The sequence below is a fragment of the Tunturibacter empetritectus genome (assembly GCF_040358985.1).
In the GTDB taxonomy this organism is placed as follows: Bacteria; Acidobacteriota; Terriglobia; order Terriglobales; family Acidobacteriaceae; genus Edaphobacter; species Edaphobacter empetritectus.
In genome coordinates, this window is sequence record NZ_CP132932.1 from 379,795 (window position 1) to 400,541 (window position 20,747).

Genomic DNA, 20,747 nt, shown 5'->3' on the forward strand with positions numbered 1-20,747 from the left:
GTCCCCGGAGGTTCGTCATAAAAAACACGCACCCGTTCCTGCTACTTACTGCATCTCTCCTGCTCAACCTTCTCCCCCTCCAAGCCCAGCGCCCTCCCGCAACGCCGCTCATCACGCACGACCCCTACTTCAGCGTCTGGTCCACCACCGACAACCTCACCGACGCCGACACCACCCACTGGACCGGCGCCCCGCAGCCCATCACCGGCATAGTCCGCATCGACGGCAAGCCCTTCCGTTTCCTCGGCCACAACCCCGACACCGTCCCAGCCGCGCAGCAGACGGCGCACGCCATCACGCCAACCCACACCACCTACGAGTTCCGCCAGAACGGCATCACCCTCCGCCTCGCCTTCTTCACCCCAGCAATCCTTAGCGACCTCGACCTCCTCTCCCGCCCCGTAACCTACCTCACCTGGACTGCTGAGTCGAATGACAGCACCCCACATCAAGTGTCGTTACTCCTCGACGTAGACCCAGTCATCGCCGTCAACGACCGCAGCCAACAGATCAACTCCTTCCGCAATCAAACCTCCACCCTCAACGTCCTCTCCACCGGCTCGCAAGATCAAAAAATCCTCAACCGCTCCGGCGACGACCTCCGCATCGACTGGGGCTACTTCCATCTAGCCGTCCCGAAGGACACCAGCTACGCCACCTACCTCGCGCCACACCCAGCCACAATCTTCGCCTCCACCGGCCAACTCCCCACCACCGACACCATGGACATGCCCGAGCGCGCCGACCACTCCGCCTCCGCCCTCGCAGCAACCATAGACTTCGGCTCCGTCACCACCCAGCCCGTCACCCGCCACATCCTCCTCTCCTACACCGACAACTACGCCATCCAATACCTCCAGCGAAATCTCCGCTCCTACTGGCAACGCAACAACCAACCCGTAGACCAGATGCTCGATCAAGCCGAGCAGCAATACGCAACCCTCGAAGCCCGCGGAGAAGCCCTCGACAAAGAACTGACCGCCGACCTCACCAAAGTAGGTGGCGAACACTACGCCTACATCGCCATCCTCTCGTACCGCCAGGCCATCGCCGCACACAAGCTCGTAGCCGACGCCAACGGCGACCCCATGCTCTTCGCCAAGGAGAACTTCTCCAACGGCTGCATCGCCACCGTCGACGTCCTCTACCCCTCCGCCCCCTTCTTCCTCTTCTTCAACCCGAAGCTCCTCGAAGCCCAGCTCCTCCCCGTCCTCGAATACTCCTCGCTCGCCCGCTGGAAGTTCCCCTTCTCCCCCCACGATCTCGGCCAGTACCCACTCGCCAACGGACAGGTCTACGGCGGCGGCGAAAAGACCGAAGAGGACCAGATGCCCGTCGAAGAGACTGGCAACATGATCATCCTTGTCGACGCCGTAGCCCGCGCCGAAGGCACACCCCAACTAGCCCAACGCTACTGGCCCCTGCTCACCAAGTGGGCCGAGTACCTGAACCTCCACGGCCTCGACCCTGAAACCCAACTCACCACCGACGACTTCGCCGGACACGTAGCCCACAACGCCAACCTCTCCATCAAAGCCATCGACGCTCTCGCAGCCTACGCCGACTTAGCGCATCTCCTCAAACAAGAGACCGTCGCAAAGCAGTATCAAACCACAGCAAAAGAGATGGCTGCCAAGTGGATCACCATGGCGAAGGAAGGCGACCACTACAAGATCGCCTTCAACAGCCCCAACACCTGGAGCCAGAAGTACAACCTCGTCTGGGACAAGATCCTCGACTACAACCTCTTCCCCAACAGCGTCCGCGATAGCGAAGTCGCCTTCTACCTCACCAAGCTCAACCTCTACGGCCTCCCCCTCGACAGCCGCGCCGACTACACCAAGCTCGACTGGTCCATCTGGACCGCAACCCTCACCTCCAACCCCGACCAGTTCAACGCCATCGTCGACCCCATCTACCGCTGGACCAACGAAACCCCAACCCGCGTCCCCCTTACCGACTGGTACGACACCAAAACCGGCAAACAAGTCGGCTTCCAGGCTCGCAGCGTAGTAGGCGGCGTCTTCATTAAAGCCCTCTCCGACAAACAACTCACCGCCAAGTGGCGCGCCAAATCCACCACAACCGAAACAACCCAACTACCCGTCTACCGCTAACCCCGAGGAAACCCGTATAGCCATAACCTCTACGATCCGGTCACGCAATCCACCGAAAGCGTAGAGGTCTATGCAAGAAGCAGTAAATGTAAAGTCTGCCCTGTCCTTCGAATCTACCGTGATTTTTTGTTTGTCATTTCCGAAGGGAATCTGCTGTTGTCTTCCTCCAGACAGCAGCAAATCCGCTCGAGCACATACCCTTACTTCGCCACAGCAACTCTCACTGCCTCTGCAAGTGGCGTCGTCGCATGCCCCAACAACGTATGAAGATCCCGAGACTTACTATCCAGTTCTCCGTTCGCCGCTCCCGCATCTGAGTCCGCAAGTATCCCCGCCACGGGCGCAGGCAAACCAAAGCCCAGCAGAGCACTCTCATACTCCTTCTGCGTCAGGTTCCGATACACCACAGTAGTCTTCGCCGCGCGAGACACCTCCTCGGCAAGACCAGTCAACGTGTACGACTCGTCCCCCGCCAACTCATACACCTTCTTCTCATGGCCTGCACCCGTAAGCACTGCAACCGCCGCCAGCGCATAATCCTCTCGCGCAGCCGCTGCGAAACGTCCCTCGCCCGCTGCTCCCAAAATCGCTCCATGCTCCAGTGCAGGTCCAAGAGCCTCCGTATGATTCTCCAGATACCAGCCGTTCCGCAGAATCACAAACGGCAGACCCGACGCTCTCACCACCTTCTCCGTCGCCACATGCTCCGGCGCGAGCAGTAGCTTCGAAGTATCCGCACGCAGAAGACTCGTATAGACAAACAGCTTCACCTTCGCCGCAACCGCCGCATCAATCACTGCCTGATGTTGCTTTCCCGTTGTCCCAACTCGTTTGAAGAGATCAGCAAAACCTTCTCCGCTCCGGAAAAGGCCGAGGCAAGCGTCTCCGGCTTCGTGTAGTCCGCCTGGCGCACCTGCACTCCCAACGCCGCAAGGTCGGCAGTCTTCTCCGGACTCCGCACCGCCGCAACGATCTGCCCCGCTGGCACCTTCTTCAGCAATTCGTTAATAACGTGATGTCCCAACTTCCCCGATGCTCCTGTAACTACGATCATGTCCTTCTCCTTGTCGTTCTCTTTTGCTCTCTCACGGGCAGCCGTCTAATCTGAGCCCTCGAATTCAGCCTAACCGAGAAGCTAACTTTACGTAAGTACGTACCTCAAGGTAAGCTACTAACATGGCCACTCAGGCAAAGGTCCTCGCAAGCAGACAACGCAGACGCAAAGGCAATCTCTACGATGCGAACTGCCCCTCCCGCGTCGTACTCGACCACATCACCTCCCGCTGGGGATCGCTCGTTCTCCTCACTCTTCTCGACGGCACCCAACGCTTCAGCGAACTGGTCCGAGGCATCGGCGGCGTCAGCGAGAAAATGCTCGCCCAATCTCTCAAAGCTCTCGAAGCCGACGGCCTAGTCCTGCGCACCGTTTACCCAACCATCCCGCCCAAGGTCGAATACAGCCTCACCAGCCTCGGCACCGAAGTCGCCGATCACATCAAAACCCTCACCAACTGGGTCGAAGACAACGTCTCCGAAATCAAGCGCCACCGCACGAAGCACTCCTCTCTTCTATCCGCACCCATCTCAGTTCCTCCCTCCACCTCTCCCATGAGACGATAGCCTCTATGGACTCAAACCAATTCGCCATCGCCATCATGGCCGCCGGTAAAGGCACCCGCCTCAAAAGCAAGCGCCCCAAAGTCCTTCACGAGATCGGCGGCCGAGCCCTCCTCCTACACGTCATCGCCGCTGCCGAAACCGCCGTCCCCGCCGGCCACATCTTCTGCATCATCGGCCACGAAGCCGACCGCGTCCGCACCGCCGTAGCCTCTACCGGCGTCCAGTTCGTCCTCCAGCCCGAGCAGCGCGGCACCGGCCACGCCCTTCAGATGCTCAAGGCCGACTTCGAGCTCTCCGGCAGACCAATCCCGCAACATCTTCTAGTTCTCTCCGGCGACGTCCCCCTCATCCGTCCCGAGACCATCGCCGCCGTCCGCGACACTCACCTTCGCGAGCACGCAGCCATGACCATCCTCACCGCCGTACCAGCTGACCCCACCGGCTACGGCCGAGTCATTCGCGCATCCCCAGACAAACCAGACAAGCCCGAAGTCACCGCCATCGTCGAGCAAAAATCCCTCCGCCCCGACCAGCTCACCGCACCAGAAATAAACTCAGGCATCTACTGCTTCGAGACCGCAGCCCTCTTCGCCCGCCTCGACGCCCTCACCACCAACAACGCCCATGGCGAGTTCTACCTCACCGACATCGCCGCCATGCTCGTAGCCGAAGGCAAGCGCGTCGTCGCCGTCAAAGCCGACAGCGTAGACGAAGTCCTCGGAGCCAACACCATCGCCGAGATGATGCACCTCGACGCCGCCATGCGTCTCGCCACCGCCCATCGCCTCATGGCCGCAGGAATAACCATCTTCCGCCCCGAGACCTGCGTAATCGACTCCACCGTCACCGTCGGTCCGGACACCGTCATCGAGCCTTACGTACAGCTCCTCGGCGCCACCCGCATCGGCAGCGACTCCCGCATCCGCTCCTACTCCGTCATCCAGAACTCGCAGCTGGGCGACAACGTCCTCGTCCGCAACGGCTGCATCCTCGACACCGCCGAGGTCGCCAACAACGCCATTCTCGGCCCCTACGCCCACCTGCGTCCCGAAAGCAAAATCGGCGACGGGGCCCACGTAGGCAACTTCGTCGAAACCAAAAAAGCGACGCTGGGCAAAGGTTCCAAGGCCAACCACCTCAACTACCTCGGCGACACCGTCATAGGCGCAGGCGTCAACATCGGCGCAGGAGCCATCACCTGCAACTACGACGGCGTCCACAAGCACCTCACCACTATCAGCGACGGCGCCTTCATCGGCTCCGACTCCACCCTCGTCGCCCCCGTCACCATCGGCGCCGGCTCGTACATAGCCGCCGGCAGCAGCATCACCGAAGACGTCCCCGATGGCGCACTGGCCCTGGGCCGCTCCCGCCAAACCAACAAACCCGGCTGGGTAGCTGCCCGCAAAGCCACCGCCAAACAAAACACCAACTAAGAGACTGTCCTGCCGGAAAGGCCCACTACGCGTGGGCCGGTCACTTCGTGACACGTATACCCCTTCGGTTGGTGCTACCGTTGGTCGCGAAGGAAGAGTTGTTCCGACCAACGGGAGGACCACGCGAAGCCTTAAAAAGGCGTGCGAACGCTCGCCGAATCGGGGTCCCCACAAACAGGTCTTCGTTTGTGGGGTGACTGAGCGCAGGAGGCCCATCCGGCAGGGCACTGTCTTCAAACAGCACCCTCAAAAAATAAATTCGAAGATCGTGGCTTTTTTAGCACCACACAAAGCCCAGCGTCTATTTGTGAACAGGCTCCGACCAGGGAGGCACCACGCCCGACATGCGAGCATAAGCGATCAGCTGTCCCATGTGTTCATTATCGTGAACCAGAATGCGCAGATACATCCCATCCACGGTCGCCTCTTTCTTCATGATCGTGACCTTCCGTTGAAGATCCCCCGGCTTCAACTGAGCACGCGCCGTCTTCACCGCCTCCAGCGACCGCTTCAGAAAAGCAATCACGTCCGCCTTCGAGGTCACAGTCTTCTCCATCTCCTCGGACTTGATGTCTGACGGCATCGGTGGACCAGTCACGCTCAACAGATAAAAGTTGGCCAGAGCGATATGCATGTACACCTCGCTCGTCGACCTCACCCCAGGCGCAGGACGCCACGCAAACTTGTCTGCTGGCGTAGCCTCCGCCAGCGCAACCAGCTGTCGGGAGACATGAGCCCACTCTCCGTCGTACCCCTCCCAAAGCCCCTCCATCTGCGCGTGCAGGGAGGTAGTGCACATCACCACCAGAAGTAACAGCGTCTTCATAAGTCCCTCCGAATTGGCTCCCGCCTGATGGCGCCAAAGCTACATCCCCCTCGTCCATCTGTCAAAACCCACTCAAAATCACACAAGGCAAAAAAACTCGAAGGACAAAAATAAATCCGAAGATCGTGGCGTATCTTTCGCACCTCAAAAAGGCGCACCCCAAACACCACGATCCACCACACTAACCACCACGATCTCACCACCAAAACACCACACCAACTACGCCCTTTTCCGCCAACCCCCTTCAAAAAAAACGCCAAAAATACGAGAAAACCACCCCCCGGCCCATATCAGGATTTTTTTGCAAAGCTTCATCCTCGTACACCTCATCCAGCCGCTTCAACCGCCGATAAAGACGCATAAGAGAAGCCGCTCGCATCCAAATCAAAAGACGGCAGCGTCCCTACGCGAAAGTATCCATCCATGACGCAGGAACGAATTCTAGTAGTTGACGACGAAGAATCCGTACGATCGGTCGCCGCAGCACTTCTCGCACGCAGCGGCTACTCCGTCACCACTGCCGAAGGCGCCGAAGCAGCCCTCACTCGTCTCCAGCAGGACCCCGACTACGACCTCGTCCTGTCTGACGTCATGATGCCAGTCATCGACGGCCTCACCCTGCTCGACCACCTCTGCACCGACCACCCCAACATCCCTGTCGTCATGTTCTCCGCTATCAACGACATCTACGTCGTCACCAGCGCCTTCCGCCGCGGCGCCGTCGACTACCTCCTCAAACCCTTCGAACGCACCGACCTCGAAAGCGTCGTCCTTCGCGCCATCGAGCACGGCCGCCTCCGCAAACAGAACACCCTCTACCGCCACAACCTCGAAGCCATCGTCACCGCCAGAACCGGCCGCCTCCGCTCCACCATGCAGGATCTCGAGCGCAGCTACGACATCACCCTCGAAGCCATGGGCGACGCGCTCGACCTCCGCGACCAGGAGACGGAAGGCCACTCCCGGCGAGTCACCACCTACACCAGCGCCCTTGCACAGGCCATGGGTCTCGAGTCCGAAGACCTACGCATCATCGCCCGCGGAGCCTTCCTCCACGACATCGGCAAGATCGCCACGCCCGACGCCATCCTCCTCAAGCCCGGCCGCCTCACCCCCGAAGAGACCGCTATCATGAAGCAGCACTGCGAGCGCGGCTACGAGATGGTCCGCAAGATCTCCTTCCTCCGCGAGGCCGCCGAGATCGTCTACGCCCACCAGGAGCAGTTCGACGGCAGCGGATATCCCCGCGGCCTCCGCGGCGAGCAGATCCCCCTCGGCGCCCGCATCTTCGCCATCGCCGACACCCTCGACGCCATGACCTCCGACCGCCCCTATCGCAAGGGAACAACCTTCGCCGAAGCCAGAGAAGAGATCACCCGTTGTGCCGGAACCCAGTTCGACCCGCAGATCGTCGAGGTCTTCCTCGCTCTCCCCGCTGAAACCTGGTCTAATCTGCGCATCGCCACCGAATCACGTTTCCCCTTGCCGTCCTCACTGAGTAGCAGCGCGCTCCCGGTTGCGCCGGACAAGCAACACATCTAGGATCGGAAGCTAGGATCGCAGGACGAGGTGATTTCCCCATGAAGAAAGCCATGAATGCAGCCGAGATCGAGGACGTCCTCAAGGCCCACCCCGAGTGGCATCTCAAGGGTGGCAAGCTGGTGCGCGAGTGGACCTTCAAGGACTTCCTCGAAGCGATGGCCTTCGTCAACCGGGTCGCCGTTCTGGCAGAGGCCGCCGGCCACCACCCCGACATCGACATCCGCTACAACCAGGTTGTCCTCGGGTTGGTCTCTCACGACGCCGCCGGCATCACCCATCGCGACGCCTCCATGGCCGCCCAGCTCAGCAAAGAGTTTCCTCCCGCATAAAACAGCTAACCCGGATAGAAGACGCCCGCAAAAAGCTCCCCAGGGTGTCCTGTCGGACGGGCCTCCTGCGCGGAGCGCGGCCACTTCGTGGCGTGTGTCCCGGTCTAGGCAAGAGAAGGAGCATGGGCCTCCCGTTAGTTGGGATCATTTTTTCCGACCAACGGGAGGACCAGCATCGCTCCCTCACCACAACAAGGTATACCCGCCACGAAGTGGCCGCGCTCCGCGCAGGAGGCCCGTCCGGCAGGACAGTTTCTCTGATAGAAGGAGCCTGTCATAGAGGACCTTCCCTTTACGGCTCGTCATCTCGACCGAAGTCGCGCAGTCTTATCGCGTGACGCAGTGGAGAGATCCTGTATTTCCTCTGTCTCTCCTTCTACCGCACATTGCCCCTAAGGTCGCGCAGCCAACATTAGCCCGCAAAAAACTGTATTTCATAGAATGAATCGACACCTATATTTTCATCGAAGAAAATATGTGGGAAAAGTGCTATTTGTTATAACTAAATGATTATAAGCGTTTTAACATGAAATCTTGGCACGAAATAGCCAAAAAGTAGCCCATAAAACCATCAAATTTCTATGATGGAACATATTTTGCTTTCTTTTCCTCCATATTGTGGTATCTTCAATTCAACGAGAGCGTGAGTCTTCCGCCCCGTGAAATATCTCAGCCCGCACCATCGAAGCAAAGGCTGACACAAGTTGCGTCACTGGCCTCCCGGCACGAGCAAAGCACCGTTCGTGCCGCATTTTTTTGCCCTGAGGCACCTTCCACCCCCCCCCATCGCTCTAGCATCACCTCTATCCGTCGCGTTTGAGGGCTTCTCCCACCGATCAAAAGATCAATACTTCCCGCCAGCCCCCAAAGATTAGCCACACGTCCCACGCAAGCAAACAGAGGACAAATTGGCCTGTCAAGCCCCAGGAAGGCCTAACCCTATCCAGAACAATAAGATAGCTCTGGCGTATGAGTTATGGTCGAATCTCTATAATTAACTTTGAAGCAGCACTTCGGGTACTGGACATGCGTCAGGGTGAAGGTGGACGGGCATCAGGCGACCTAAACCATCTCAATGCAATATTTTAGGAGCAACCCATTTAGATAGAATGGCTTACAGGCACACAGCGTCTGCAAACCAAAGAAAATAAACCATTTACTCCCAAAATACCCCCTTGGGGGGGAGGGGGGTAGCAGACCTTCAGTTAATTCAACAAATCTGCTTCTTACCGAATCTGCTTCGAAAAGAGAGAGAGCAGAGAGAAGATTCCGACAACTGACATTTGCAACGGTGCATGGAACACGAGCGGTTGATCTAAAATGTCGATATGAAGCGGATCCTCGGATGCATCGCATTAGGTCTGGCCACCATGGCCGCCTCAGCCCAATGGTCAAACCCATCGGAAGAAGTCCCGGCTTACAACGCATCCGCACCGGCAAAGCCCCTTCCGCCCGTGCTTAGCGGAGATCAACTGACAGGACCCTACTTCACACATCCCTATCAGGTCACCGCCTACAAGATGGCTGCCGCCATCCCCGCAGTCCTGCATCAGCAACCCTGCTACTGCCACTGCGACAAAGTGATGCGTCACAACAGCCTCCACAGTTGCTTCGAAGGCACCCACGGGGCAGCCTGTTCCACCTGCATGAAAGAAGCTATCTACGCCTATCAGCAGACGAAAAAAGGCCAGACCCCGGCAAAGATTCGCGCCGGCATCGAGCGTGGCGAGTGGCAGGATGTCGACCTCGTCAACGCAACCATGTAGTCGCCTTGCTCTTGGCACAAGCCTCGGCAAGCATCTGACACCGCTGAAGATCGGTTGCTCTTCTGATGTTTCTGATCACGATTGGCGCGGGAATCCTGACCTTCGCGTGAAGCGAGTTATAATCGAAGCAGTTCTTTGTAGCGCCCAATGCAATGTTGGTGCCAGCTCCGGATGGGGGCGTCACGGCTTCGACGGGATTGCTTGTGGCAGAGAGGCATGCCGGGGTGTGGACACCCGTAATCGCTCACAAAACTATAAGTGCCGAACCTCAGTTCGCTCTTGCTGCTTAATTAAATAAGTAGCCGATCGCTCAAGCTTCGCCTACGGGCCTGTACCGATCGTCGCACAGTAGGCTGGTCTTCCCTGCTCCGTCTGAGCGGGTCGGACGAGATCAATCAGACTGGTCGTCGTCGCATCTTCGTCCGTTCTAAGCGCCGATGACGAGACAAAAATGATACGGAAAAAGCATGAAAGCTCTCTGTTGGAAGTTTTTTCGGACGTGGGTTCGACTCCCACCGCCTCCACCATCACACTCTTCGAATAGGACCAGACGCGCGAAATTTAGTCTCGCGGCAGATTCATCGCGGCAGATTAATACTGCTGTGGTGTTACCCCTGTTTTGCAGGGGTTTTCGCAGATTCGCGGTGAAAAATCGTGGTGAAATTGTGGTGTGAGTATGGTGTTTTGCGTGGCTGAACGTGGTGGCTTGCCGCCACTTTTTGGCCGTCTAAAAATACGCCAGAGCTTTGCACTTTATTTTTACCCAGTTCCCGAATCGGGACTCGACGACGGAATTAGGCGTGAGACTCTGAAATTGCCCTCGAGTCAGCGACTACACCTCGCCCCAAGCGACTATACGTGGCCCTAAGTGACTTTACCTTCCGCTAAGAGGCCGTGGGATCGGCTATGGGATCATTTCGGTGGCGGTGGCGAAGCTTAGCTGGTGAATCGCCATCCAGGTCTGGGAGTAGGCGTTGAGAGCGTCCGCGGTGACGGAGCGCGATTCGCGCAGGGCGTCCAGATAGTCGATCAGGGCAAGGCCGCCGTGCTGATAACTGAACTGGGCGATGTCGAGAACGTCCTTCGCTTCGTCGAGATAGTGGCCGTTGTAGCGATCCGAGAGCACCTTGGCATTGAAGTATCCGGAGTAGGCCTGGTCGACGTCGGAGATGACCTGGTTGTGGGCGGCGGTGACGGAGAATCGGCTGGCCTGGGCGGTGAACTTGGCAGTCTCTTTGTTGCCCTGGTTGCGGTCGAAGAGGCGGATTGGGATATTGATGGAAAAGCCCGCAGAGTTGTAGGTGCCGGAGCGGTCGTACTCCCCTTCGAGGGTGGGGTCGGTGGTGCCGTTGGCGTAGGCGAGCTTGACGCTGGCATCGGCGACGGCGACGGCGGCGGCGGCGGCTTTGAGGTCGGGGCGGGCAGCCAGGGCCTTCTGTTCGAGCTCTTCCATGGTGGAGGCAAGGGGTGGGGGAACGACGTCGCCGATCACGTCGAAGTCGGTACGCGGCTTGTCAGCGCCGAGGAGGACCTGAAGCTGGTCGGAGGCCTGCTGGGCGGCGGTGATGGCATTCGATTCGTCGGTTTCAAACTGGGCGAGCTGCAGGTCGAGGCGCTCGAAGTCAAGCTTAGCGATGTCGCCGGCAGCGTAACGGTCGTGGCTGATCTGCAGTTCATGCCTGTAGTCGGCGAGGTTGTCGTCTGCGAGTTTTTTGGCGGCCTTAGCGATGACGAAGTTGGTGAAAGCCTGGTGGACTGCGAGAACAGTCTGCTGGATGGTGAGCTGGAGCTGGGCGTCGGTCTGGACGGTGGTGGAGCGGGCGACATCGAGGCGCCAGCGGCGTTTTTGTCCGCGCTCGAAGAGGCGAGAGACTTGTCCGCTGTAGGAGTAGGGGTTGGAGGCTCCCTCGGCGGGCAGGGTAACGTTTGTTCCATAGAGCGTGAAGTAGGGATTGGCTCTAACACCAGCCTGGATCTCCTGGGCTTTGACCGAGAGAAGATTCTGCTGGGCGGCGAGCAGGGTTGGATTTTTAGCGCGTGCCAGATCGACGGCCTGCTGCATGGTTATGGCGCTGGGGGAGGAGGGGGGTTGTAGAGTTTGAGCGAAGGCGGCGCAGGGCAGGAGCAGGAGGCAGGCGGCGGCGAGGAGGCTCCGGCATTTTGTGTCTGTTTTTGCGATCTGTTTCGCAATCATGGATTTTACGAACATGGAACCTCCTTCCGTGGCTTGGGTGAGAGTCGTTGAAGATCGGCCTGCGCGGTTAGACTGCATTAGTTCTCAAACTCCGTCTCGGGGGTAGGGAGGACATCGTCGGGCCTTGCAATCCAGACGTAGAGTGTGGGCAGAAGGAAGACGCTGATAAGAAGCGCTCCAACGAGTCCGCCGACAATGACAATGGCAAAGGGCCGCTGCGAGTCGGACCCAATGCCGTGCGAGGTCGCAGCAGGGAGCAGTCCGAGAGTAGCAACAAGCATGGTCATCATGATGGGGCGAAGGCGCAGCACAGCTCCTTCAACGGCAGACTCTTCAATGGAGTGGCCACGGACGCGCATTTGGTTGATGTACTCCAGCATGATGACGCCGACCTGCACCGAGACGCCAAAGAGCGCGAGAAAGCCTACCCCGGAGGAGACAGAGAAGTTGGTGTGGGTGAGGTAGAGCGCGAGCAGGCCACCAAGGGGCGCCAGGGAGACGTTGATAAGGATCAGAGTCGCCCACTTCCCGGAGTGGAACATTGTGTAGAGCAAAAGATAGATGACGATGATAGTGATGGGCAGCACGAGCGCAAGGCGGCGTGAGGAGCGCTTCTGGCTCTCATACTCTCCGGCCCAGTCGGTCTTATATCCGGGGGGGAGTTTCACCTGCTGATTGACTTTCTGAATTGCCTCTTCGACTGTGGAACCGAGATCTCTGTTGCGGACGCTGTACTTGATGGCAACATAGCGCTGACCTGATTCGCGATAGATCTCTTCAGCGCCGTCTTCTGTTGTGACCGTAGTGAGCTGGGCGAGAGAGACGCGTTCGCCGCTGGGAGAGAGAAGACGAATGTTGTTAATTGCGTCTTCGGTGTCGCGATAGCTCGGCAGATAGCGGACGACAACATCGTATCGGGCTTCCTTATCGAGAACCTGGCTGACGGCGTTGCCTCCGACTGCGGTTTGAATGGCATCCTGGACATCAACGACGTTGATTCCGTAACGGGCGGCTGCTTTGCGATTGACGGTGTAGTTGAGGTTTGGCTGACCGATGACGCGGAAGAGACCGAGATCCTGAACGCCCCGCACTTTACCCATGACGGAGACGATCTCATTCCCCTTTTGTTCAAGAGTCTTGAGATCGTCGCCGTAGATCTTGATGGCTAGCTCACCTTTGACGCCGCTGACAGCTTCTTCTACGTTGTCGGAGATGGGCTGGGAGAAGCTCCATTGGACCCCGGGGGTCTTATCCAATTCGCGTTCCATCGCAGCGATAAGCTCTTCTTTATTTTCCTGGAACACCGGGCGCCAGTTAGCTTTGGGCTTGAGATCGACGAAGTATTCCGTGTTGAAAAATCCAGTGGTATCTGTTCCATCATCCGGCCGGCCTGTCTGGCTAACTACTTTATAGACTTCGGGAAATGCTGAGAGTCGCAGCCGGGACTCGTTCATGACGCGGAGACTTTCGGTTGGACCAACGGAAGGAGCCAGAGTACCGCGAACCCATATGGATCCTTCGTCAAGGTGGGGAAGAAACTCGGAGCCGATCGCTCCGCTGAATCCAAGGAAGAGGGCCACTGCCATGGCGAGGCCAGTGAGCGAAAGAGTCACTGTGCGGCGCTCGATGGCCCATGTGACGGCCTGACGATAGCGAACCGTAAGCCAGGTCATCACCGGGTTCTCCCATTCACTGGCTCCCTTCGGGAATAGCAGGCTGGAGAGGACCGGGGCGAGCAGGAGAGAGAAGATGAGCGCGCCGAGCAGAGCGAAGCTGACCATCCACGCCATTGGTTTGAAGAGACGGCCTTCCACTGCCTGCAGCGTGAAGATCGGCAGGTAAGCGGCGATGATCATTCCGCGTGCGAAGAAGACTGGCCGCTGCACCTCGTGCGAAGCCTCGCGAATCTGCTCCGATGGGGTGAGAGTGTCTTTGCGCTGATGGCTGAGATGGCGAACGATGTTCTCTACCATGACCACCGAACCGTCGACCACCATGCCAAAGTCCAACGCCCCGAGAGAGAGGAGATTCGCGGGAATGTGAAGCAGATTAAGACAGATTGCGGCAAACAGCAGAGCGAACGGAATGGTGAGTGCGACAATGATGGCGCCGCGTGCGTTGCCGAGGAAGAGAAACAGCACGACGACGACGAGGATGATGCCTTCCGTCAGATTGTGGAGGACGGTGTGAGTGGTGTAGTGGAGGAGTTCGCTGCGATCGAGAAAGGGAACGATCTTAACGCCGGGTGGGAGGACACGATTGTTGAGCTCGTCTACTTTTTTGTGGATGCCTTCGAGGACGCCGTCTGAGTCGACCCCCTTCTGAAGCAGAACGATACCTTCTACGACATCGTCATTATCGATGAGCTTTCCGTCTTCGTGATGGATGGATTGTTTCGTACCGGGTTTATCGACATGGTCGACGCAGGGGTCCGTGGCGCTGAAGGACGCTCCCGATTCGGCAGGTGGCGTGGTGCCGAAGCGACAGGTCTTGCCAATCTGGCCGAGACGGATCTTGGGTCCCTGGGCGACAGTGGCTATATCTTTTACGCGGATGGCAGCGCCAGCCTGAGTTTTGATAACAGTCTCTTCAATATCGTGAACGTTGGTGAAGAGTCCGACCTCGCGGACGTTGACCTGCTGCTGGCCCTGCTCGATGAAGCTGCCGCCTGCGTTTTGATTGTTATTGGCAAGTTGTTGCTCGACCTGACTGATGGAGAGGCCGTAGGCGATGAGTTTATCGGGGTCGATGCGTATCTGGTACTCCCGAGTTGCGCCGCCGAAACTAGAGACGTCGACGACGCCGGGGACAGACTTGAACTCCTTCTCGAGCTTCCAATCCTGAAGGGATTTCAGTTCCATGCTGTCGTAGGCCGGATTTGAGGAGCGCAGGGTGTACCAGTAGATCTGGCCGACAGGACTCCAGTCAGAACCCATCTGGGGCTGCAGGCCGGCGGGAAGAATGACTTGTCCCAGGCGTTGGAAGACCTGGTCGCGATTGTCCTTGTTGACGGAGTCGTCGTCGAAGACCATGGTGACGCTGGAGAGGCCAGCCAGCGAGGTGGAGCGGAGATGGGCCATGTGCGGAATGCCGGCCATCTGAATCTCAATAGGCGTGGTGACCTGCTGTTCGACCTCTTCTGCTGCGCGCCCTGGCCACTGCGTAATGACTTGAACGTAGTTGTTGGCGACGTCGGGATAAGCCTCGACGGGAAGATTATGAAAAGAGATCGCGCCCCAGGCAAACAACATGAGGGACGCCCCGAGTACAAGCCAGCGATTGTTCAGTGCAAAGTCGATCAGGCCGCGAATCATCTACTGGTCCACCGTATTCTGCAGCGTGAGCGCATTCGAGACTATCTGCTGGCCCGCGTTAAGGCCGGAGACGATCTCCTGCATATTGCCTGGCAGCGATGCGCCGCCACGTACCTGCACCCGGCGGAATTTACCGTCCCCGGCGGGAGTGTAGACCCAGTCGCGATCATGCAGATGGAGCACTGCTGTCGCAGGGACCTGCACGTGAGTCTGCGCGGTCTTGCCGTGGATGGTGGCGGTGGCAAACATGCCGACGCGCATTAACGTGTTGGGATTCTCAACCTGGATGCGAATCTTCGCGGTGCGGATCTGCGGATCGAGAACGGCTCCGATGTCGCTGACTACGCCGGTGAGGACGCGGTCAGGATAGGCGGTGAGGCGGATGTCTGCTTTCTGGCCGAGATGCACAGTGGAGAGATCGTTCTCGTAGACGTCGCAGATGATCCATACGTGCGAAAGGTCGGCGATGGTGAAGGCATTGGACGAGCCGGCGTAGGTGACTCCGGCTGCGGCGGCGTTGGTGACATTCTGGGCGATGATAAAGCCCGAGGCGGGAGCGTAGACCTTGACCGTTGCAGCGGGGTGGTTCTTGTCAACGCCGAGGACACGAAGCTGTTCTTCCGAGGCGGAGAGGGCGGCCTTCGCGTCGTCGTCAGCGTTCTGGGCAATCTCAACCTGGCTGTTGGGTATGGCTCCTTTGTCGTTGAGGATCTTCGCCCGGTCGAGCTGAACCTTCGCAAGGCGTTCGTCGTTCACGGCCTTCAGATAAGAGCCAAAAGCGCCTGAGACGTCGGTGCTCTGCACATCCATCAGGAGCTGGCCTTTTTTAACGTAGTCGCCGATGCGGGCGTGCACCTCGACGACCCGGCCGGAGGCGATTGAGATAACCGGAATCGTGCGGGAGATGTCGGGATTGACCGACCCGGTCACCTGGATGGTGGAGGTGGCAGCGTAGTCGGACGCCGCAACCAGAGGGAACTGATCCGGATGATCGACGTGAACCAGATTCGGGTCGGCGTCGGGTTGTACGACGGCAGTCGGGGGAGCTTCGCTCTTTGGATCCGAAGGCTTTGCGCTGCAACCTGCCAGGAGACAGGCGCCGAAGCAGAACAGCATGGTGGCTGGGTGCTTGAGACTGATTGAACTCATCGCGTAAACTCGTTATCCCCCATAGGATCAAGCGTTGATTCTTCGATTTTAGAGATCATCCGATACACGCGATCTGAGCGACGCTTGAATCAGCCTTGCATCACATCTCTGGAACCACATGACACACTTGTCATATCTAACCTAAAGTCTACCGTTTGGTTGCTATTCCCGTGTCAATTTTTTGACTGGAACCGACCCGGTTCCGGTAGCGGGCCTTCGGGATAAGGCGAATCGAATGTGATAGAAAGACACTTGGTTCACGAGAAAGATGCGGAACGCTGGCTAGCATCTGAGCTGTCGAGCCATCGCGTACCCACTGCCATATTAATTAGAAAAACTCTGGACTTAGCGATCAAACACCTTCTCCTACTGTATCGCGCCGGCTTCCGAAGCGAGATCAGATGTCGAGAAAGCCGCGCTTGAGAGCGATCATTACTGCGTGCGTCCGATCACTGGCATCAAGTTTGGCAAGAATGTTTTTGAGGTGCCCCTTGACCGTATGCTCGGAGATGGCGAGCCGTACTGCGATTATCTTGTTGGAACTTCCCTTGGCCACATCACGCAGCACTTCGATCTCCCGCGTCGTGAGGATCTCGTCGCCGGCGTGCTCTGCCAGTTCCTGGGCTATCTCCGGTGGAATTCGTCTCATTCCGGCATGAGCCAGCCGTATCGTGTCAATCAGTTCGGTTCGCAGCATGCTCTTCAGCAGATAACCGACGGCTCCGGCCTTGAACGCACGAAGCGCCTGAATGTCGCCTCCGTAGGTGGTCAGAACGACGATGCGGGCGTTGGGAAAATCCTTACGAATGGTTGAGATGGCGTCGATGCCATTTGTCTTGGGCATCCGTATATCCATCAGGGTTACGTCCGGGCGATGCAGTCGAAACGATGCAACCGCCTCTTCACCATCTGCCGCTTCGGCCACGACGGACATATCGGCCTGCGCATTAATAGCGCCCGCGATCCCGGTGCGGAGAAGGGGATGGTCGTCGACCGTGAGGACTCTGATGGTACGTATCTCACTCATTGCGATCCTTCTGCTCCGATCGGATCTTCCGCAAGAAAGCGGAGGGGCAGAACTCCCGGCATCGACCGACTTGATCCGGTGGAGGGGAATGCCACTCATTCTATCGCCGCTGATGAGTTGGAATCACATCAAACTTCCGAATACGTGCCGTTAATTCTCGACCCCTGCGAGGAGACCAGGCGAACGAAGGCAGGGCACCCCCCAAAAGTATTACTGTTCCTACCCTCTCTTCGGGTTTGCCGGCCTTCCGCAGTCCAGCTAATCTCACGGCTGTGCAGAGACTCTTTTCGATGTTCCCGACGGGAGCGGCGGGTGTTGCTTTGATTCTTCTGCGTGTCTCTGTAGCCATCACGCTCTTCACACAAGTCATGCCCCAGGGAAATCCAGCCGCTCACCTTTGGACGTCCACAGGCGTGGGTTTGCTCGGCGTCGCCATCTGTCTTGGGCTGTTCACTCCTGTGTCCTCCATCGTATGTTGCCTGATTGAGGCAGCGACGTTGCTCGATATGAAAAGCCCTGCCTTCCTGGCACTCACCTCATCCATCCTGGTTGCCGCATCTCTAGGACTATTAGGACCGGGCGCGTATTCCCTGGACGCGCGCATGTTTGGCAGACGACTGGTGGTTTCGTCCTCCGACAAGACCCCGAGCGGCAACTAAACTCGTTCTCCAACGTAACACGAAGGAGTGGACACCCCATTGAGGTGTTCCTCCCCCCTCGAAAGAGTGCCCCTACAGAGGCACGATTTAGGCTATCGAACCTTTGGTTTCCGTTTTAGCTTAGGGAAGATCTTCAGCAGCCATTCATCGAAATGGTAAGAAGCCAAAATATCTGATCCAGTGCACTAGCCAGTCTTCTGATTGATACGGAGTTTGATCTTAAGGATCAAACCTGACGAAATCCAACCCACAATTTCTCAGAAAGGCCTTTCCAATGGATTCATACTTCTCTACAGGCACCATCAGCGTGCACGCTATCCTCGAGACCTCGAATGATGAGATGTTGGTCGCCGCAGCGAAGACCGGAGAGCATCTGGCCTTCTCCGAGCTTTGGAGCCGCCACTCAAAGAAGACCTTCAGCACGATGTATCGAATCACCAGAAATCGACAGGATGCGGAAGATGCGCTTCAAGATGCATTCCTCAAGGCCTATGTCCATTTGAAGAACTTTGACGGCAGGTCGACCTTTTCTACATGGCTTACGCGAATTGCCATCAACTCTGCGTTGATGATCCTGCGTCGAAAGCGCGCGCATCCCGAACTCTCGATGGACGGAGGAGCAGAGGGCGAGACGTGGCAGCATTGGGAGGTGGCGGATCGACGAGTCAATACCGAAGAACACTACGCGCGATCGGAGAGAGAGCACCATCTCAAGCGCGCCATCCATCGGCTGAGACCAGCGCTCCGCACCATCGTGGAGATTCAACAGGTGCACGACACGTCCATCAAAGAGATCGCCGAAATCGCGGGAATCTCTGTAGCCGCCACAAAATCGCGCTTGTTGCGCGCCAGAACTGTGCTGCGACGGTCGCTGGGATGACAAGTGGAATGAGCCTGCGCTTGGCCGCCGCCTCGCACCGTCTCATCCTCTTGTCCTGATCGAAATTACAATCTCTCTGTCGGAAACGAGCTGGTAAACTGGCCATTCTCAAGATGAAAGACACGACGCGCCTTCTTTCTAAATTTGGCCTCCAGCTGGCGTTTTTGTCTTCCTTTGTGTGCACCTGGACGCCACAAAGAGGGCTAACGCAGTGCGCGGGAACAGCGTCAACACCTCAGGCTGCTTCGGAGTGTGCCGCTCACGCCGTTCCGTCGGGAAAAGTTGCAACGCTCGATCCAAAACAGGTCTACACGCTTGCCGAGTTGATCGATATTGCAGAACGGAATAACCCGCGGACACGAGTCGTCTGGGAGCAGGCTAAGCAGAAGGCCGAACAGCTTGGCCTCGAGAAGAGCGCCTACTACCCTGTGCTTGCCGGCCTCGCAGTATTCGCAGACCAGCGAACGATCTCCCCATTTCCTGAGTCGCTACTACCCCGTGGATATTCGACGGTTGAGATCCCCCTGGTGCAGCCCGAGATTACGTTGCAATATCTGCTCTTCGACTTCGGCCAACGAGGGGCCAAGGTCGATGGCGCAAGAGCCGAAAAACTAGCCGCCGGCGCCAACTTCATTCAAGCAAATCAGGAGGTTGCTTTTCAGGTTGCCAGCGAATACTACAAGCTGCTCACGGCTCAGGAACGGCTGCAGGCTACGCAGGAGACGCTGAAGACCGCGCAGACCACCCAGGATGCGGCCGAAGATCAGTTGGCAAATGGGCGCTCCACCTTGCCGGACGTGCTCAACGCACGCGCTGAGACCTCGCAGGCCGTCTTTGATCTTGAGTCTGCCGATGGCGATGAAAAGATCTCGCGCGTAACGCTCACCGAAGCGATAGGCGTCGAACCCTCACCAGACATCACCATCGATGCGCAGAAAGATGCGTCGCTCCCCGAATCGCTTACGCTCTCCATCGATGAACTCATCGAGCGAGCCTTGTCGGATCGCCCGGACCTGATGGCGCAAGCGGCTGAGATTCGCGCGGCTGACGATCAGGTGAGGGTCGCCAAGGCGGAGTATCGTCCGAAGATCGTTCTATCGGGATCGGCCGCGCAAACCGCGGTGTGGCCGACGGCGGACAATGGTCAGCTTGGCTATGCAAACGTAACTACCTGGTCCGCCGAGTTGGGAGTGGAGTGGAAGATCTTCGATGGCGGTGCTCGCAAAAGCGGCGTAGCCATTGCCGAATCAAAGAAACGCGAGGCACAGGACGTAATGACCGCAAAACACGATCAGGCGACACGCCAGGTTTGGACAGCCTTTATTGCCTTTCGTACTGCGCTGAGAAAGGAGCAGGCAGCGCTCGCCCTGCTCGACTCAGCAAACACCTCTTATTCCGCTTCGCTCGAAGCGTATCAATATGGGGTGAAGAACTTGATCGATGTGGTCACTGCGGAAAGACAGTTAGCCCAGGCTCGACTCTCCGGTGTCTCGGCACGCTCTCAATTGTTGCTGGAAGCAGTTGATCTCGAATTCGTAACCGGAAACCTGCTGCGAACCAAGCCAGCCGCAACGAAATTACATACACAGGATGGCCAGAAGTGATGACCGTTAAAAGCAAGCGCCCAACTTTCCTATTCGCTCTATGCCTACTCTGCGCCGGGTGCAACCATGCGCCGTCGATTGATATTATTGGCTCTTTTTTCCCCGTATGGATGCTCTGCCTTGCGATTGCCGTGTTCCTCGCTTTCGTCGTGCGGTACCTCCTGGCGCGATGGCATCTGGAGTCTGAGGTTGGCCCCGTAGCTCTCTTCTATCCCAGCGTTGTCGTTCTGTTCACAAGCCTGCTCTGGCTGATTTTTTTTCGGTAAGGAGAACCAATGGATCAG

17 protein-coding genes and 1 other RNA gene are annotated in these 20,747 nt (G+C 57.8%); 11 read left to right on the forward strand and 7 right to left on the reverse strand.

From position 1 onward, the window contains the following. Positions 1–17: 17 nt before the first annotated feature. The gene (locus RBB75_RS01405) at positions 18–2,117 is read left to right on the forward strand and encodes a glutaminase domain-containing protein (RefSeq protein WP_434557151.1); all 2,100 of its coding nucleotides are present in this window, start codon (positions 18–20) and stop codon (positions 2,115–2,117) included. A gap of 200 nt (positions 2,118–2,317) precedes the next feature. Here the strand turns inward: RBB75_RS01405 and RBB75_RS01410 are convergent, their stop codons facing one another. Both RBB75_RS01410 and RBB75_RS01415 read right to left on the reverse strand, forming a co-directional pair. Next, positions 2,318–2,914, reverse strand: coding sequence for an NmrA family NAD(P)-binding protein (locus RBB75_RS01410; protein ID WP_353069284.1), 597 nt, complete (start codon positions 2,912–2,914; stop codon positions 2,318–2,320). Further along, complete coding sequence (locus RBB75_RS01415; protein ID WP_353069285.1) at positions 2,911–3,171, reverse strand: NAD(P)H-binding protein; 261 nt, start codon at positions 3,169–3,171, stop codon at positions 2,911–2,913. The genes RBB75_RS01410 and RBB75_RS01415 overlap by 4 nt, the downstream gene beginning before the upstream one ends. A gap of 122 nt (positions 3,172–3,293) precedes the next feature. Here RBB75_RS01415 and RBB75_RS01420 point away from each other — a divergent pair, with 122 nt between their 5' ends. Together RBB75_RS01420 and glmU are read left to right on the forward strand one after the other, a co-directional pair. Next, a complete protein-coding gene (locus RBB75_RS01420; protein WP_353069286.1) occupies positions 3,294–3,737 on the forward strand; it encodes a winged helix-turn-helix transcriptional regulator in 444 nt (147 codons plus the stop codon). Positions 3,738–3,742: 5 nt separating this feature from the next. Next, on the forward strand, positions 3,743–5,173 hold the full coding sequence (gene glmU / locus RBB75_RS01425; RefSeq protein WP_179639025.1) for a bifunctional UDP-N-acetylglucosamine diphosphorylase/glucosamine-1-phosphate N-acetyltransferase GlmU: 1,431 nt from the start codon (positions 3,743–3,745) through the stop codon (positions 5,171–5,173). A 301-nt stretch (positions 5,174–5,474) separates the two neighbouring features. Here glmU and RBB75_RS01430 read toward each other — a convergent pair whose 3' ends face one another. Further along, positions 5,475–5,999 carry a DinB family protein gene (locus RBB75_RS01430; protein ID WP_179639026.1) on the reverse strand — a complete coding sequence of 175 codons (525 nt, stop codon included), beginning with the start codon at positions 5,997–5,999 and terminating at the stop codon, positions 5,475–5,477. Between the two features lie 423 nt (positions 6,000–6,422). Between RBB75_RS01430 and RBB75_RS01435 the strand changes: the two genes are divergently transcribed. From RBB75_RS01435 to ssrA, 4 genes are all read left to right on the forward strand, one after another. Then, a complete protein-coding gene (locus tag RBB75_RS01435) occupies positions 6,423–7,541 on the forward strand; it encodes an HD domain-containing phosphohydrolase (RefSeq protein ID WP_179639027.1) in 1,119 nt (372 codons plus the stop codon). 38 nt (positions 7,542–7,579) lie between these two features. After that, positions 7,580–7,870, forward strand: a complete 291-nt coding sequence (locus tag RBB75_RS01440) for a 4a-hydroxytetrahydrobiopterin dehydratase (protein WP_179639028.1) — start codon at positions 7,580–7,582, stop codon at positions 7,868–7,870. 1,328 nt (positions 7,871–9,198) lie between these two features. Further along, positions 9,199–9,636, forward strand: a complete 438-nt coding sequence (locus RBB75_RS01445) for a CYCXC family (seleno)protein (protein ID WP_257031109.1) — start codon at positions 9,199–9,201, stop codon at positions 9,634–9,636. Between the two features lie 173 nt (positions 9,637–9,809). Further along, positions 9,810–10,163, forward strand: a transfer-messenger RNA (tmRNA) gene (ssrA, locus tag RBB75_RS01450). A gap of 377 nt (positions 10,164–10,540) precedes the next feature. Here ssrA and RBB75_RS01455 read toward each other — a convergent pair. The 4 genes from RBB75_RS01455 to RBB75_RS01470 all read right to left on the reverse strand — a co-directional run bounded on the left by RBB75_RS01455 (position 10,541) and on the right by RBB75_RS01470 (position 17,320). Continuing rightward, entirely contained in the window at positions 10,541–11,845 is a 1,305-nt protein-coding gene (locus tag RBB75_RS01455) for a TolC family protein (RefSeq protein WP_353069287.1), read from the reverse strand. Positions 11,846–11,907: 62 nt separating this feature from the next. Continuing rightward, positions 11,908–15,144 (reverse strand): efflux RND transporter permease subunit, encoded by a 3,237-nt coding sequence (locus RBB75_RS01460; protein WP_353069290.1) that lies wholly within the window; start codon positions 15,142–15,144, stop codon positions 11,908–11,910. Then, positions 15,145–16,293 (reverse strand): efflux RND transporter periplasmic adaptor subunit, encoded by a 1,149-nt coding sequence (locus RBB75_RS01465; protein WP_353069291.1) that lies wholly within the window; start codon positions 16,291–16,293, stop codon positions 15,145–15,147. Between the two features lie 397 nt (positions 16,294–16,690). Continuing rightward, positions 16,691–17,320: a response regulator gene (locus RBB75_RS01470; protein WP_179639031.1), complete on the reverse strand. Its 630-nt coding sequence runs from the start codon at positions 17,318–17,320 to the stop codon at positions 16,691–16,693. Positions 17,321–17,610: 290 nt separating this feature from the next. Here RBB75_RS01470 and RBB75_RS01475 point away from each other — a divergent pair, with 290 nt between their 5' ends. The 4 genes from RBB75_RS01475 to RBB75_RS01490 all read left to right on the forward strand — a co-directional run bounded on the left by RBB75_RS01475 (position 17,611) and on the right by RBB75_RS01490 (position 20,729). Continuing rightward, positions 17,611–17,979 (forward strand): hypothetical protein, encoded by a 369-nt coding sequence (locus RBB75_RS01475; RefSeq protein ID WP_179639032.1) that lies wholly within the window; start codon positions 17,611–17,613, stop codon positions 17,977–17,979. A 274-nt stretch (positions 17,980–18,253) separates the two neighbouring features. Next, a complete protein-coding gene (locus tag RBB75_RS01480) occupies positions 18,254–18,859 on the forward strand; it encodes an RNA polymerase sigma factor (protein ID WP_179639033.1) in 606 nt (201 codons plus the stop codon). 113 nt (positions 18,860–18,972) lie between these two features. Beyond that, a complete protein-coding gene (locus RBB75_RS01485) occupies positions 18,973–20,463 on the forward strand; it encodes a TolC family protein (protein ID WP_353069292.1) in 1,491 nt (496 codons plus the stop codon). 110 nt (positions 20,464–20,573) lie between these two features. Continuing rightward, positions 20,574–20,729, forward strand: coding sequence for a YtcA family lipoprotein (locus RBB75_RS01490; protein WP_353070342.1), 156 nt, complete (start codon positions 20,574–20,576; stop codon positions 20,727–20,729). The last annotated feature ends 18 nt before the right edge of the window (positions 20,730–20,747 follow it).

Coding starts and splice junctions, on each gene's coding strand:
- RBB75_RS01430 (WP_179639026.1), bottom strand. CDS start 5,999: ATGAAGACGCTGTTACTTCTGGTGGTGATGTGCACTACCTCCCTGCAC.
- RBB75_RS01465 (WP_353069291.1), bottom strand. CDS start 16,293: ATGAGTTCAATCAGTCTCAAGCACCCAGCCACCATGCTGTTCTGCTTC.
- RBB75_RS01440 (WP_179639028.1), top strand. CDS start 7,580: ATGAAGAAAGCCATGAATGCAGCCGAGATCGAGGACGTCCTCAAGGCC.
- RBB75_RS01420 (WP_353069286.1), top strand. CDS start 3,294: ATGGCCACTCAGGCAAAGGTCCTCGCAAGCAGACAACGCAGACGCAAA.
- RBB75_RS01435 (WP_179639027.1), top strand. CDS start 6,423: ATGACGCAGGAACGAATTCTAGTAGTTGACGACGAAGAATCCGTACGA.
- RBB75_RS01445 (WP_257031109.1), top strand. CDS start 9,199: ATGAAGCGGATCCTCGGATGCATCGCATTAGGTCTGGCCACCATGGCC.
- RBB75_RS01460 (WP_353069290.1), bottom strand. CDS start 15,144: ATGATTCGCGGCCTGATCGACTTTGCACTGAACAATCGCTGGCTTGTA.
- RBB75_RS01470 (WP_179639031.1), bottom strand. CDS start 17,320: ATGAGTGAGATACGTACCATCAGAGTCCTCACGGTCGACGACCATCCC.
- RBB75_RS01475 (WP_179639032.1), top strand. CDS start 17,611: ATGTTCCCGACGGGAGCGGCGGGTGTTGCTTTGATTCTTCTGCGTGTC.
- RBB75_RS01455 (WP_353069287.1), bottom strand. CDS start 11,845: ATGTTCGTAAAATCCATGATTGCGAAACAGATCGCAAAAACAGACACA.
- RBB75_RS01480 (WP_179639033.1), top strand. CDS start 18,254: ATGGATTCATACTTCTCTACAGGCACCATCAGCGTGCACGCTATCCTC.
- RBB75_RS01415 (WP_353069285.1), bottom strand. CDS start 3,171: ATGATCGTAGTTACAGGAGCATCGGGGAAGTTGGGACATCACGTTATT.
- glmU (WP_179639025.1), top strand. CDS start 3,743: ATGGACTCAAACCAATTCGCCATCGCCATCATGGCCGCCGGTAAAGGC.
- RBB75_RS01485 (WP_353069292.1), top strand. CDS start 18,973: ATGAAAGACACGACGCGCCTTCTTTCTAAATTTGGCCTCCAGCTGGCG.
- RBB75_RS01490 (WP_353070342.1), top strand. CDS start 20,574: ATGCTCTGCCTTGCGATTGCCGTGTTCCTCGCTTTCGTCGTGCGGTAC.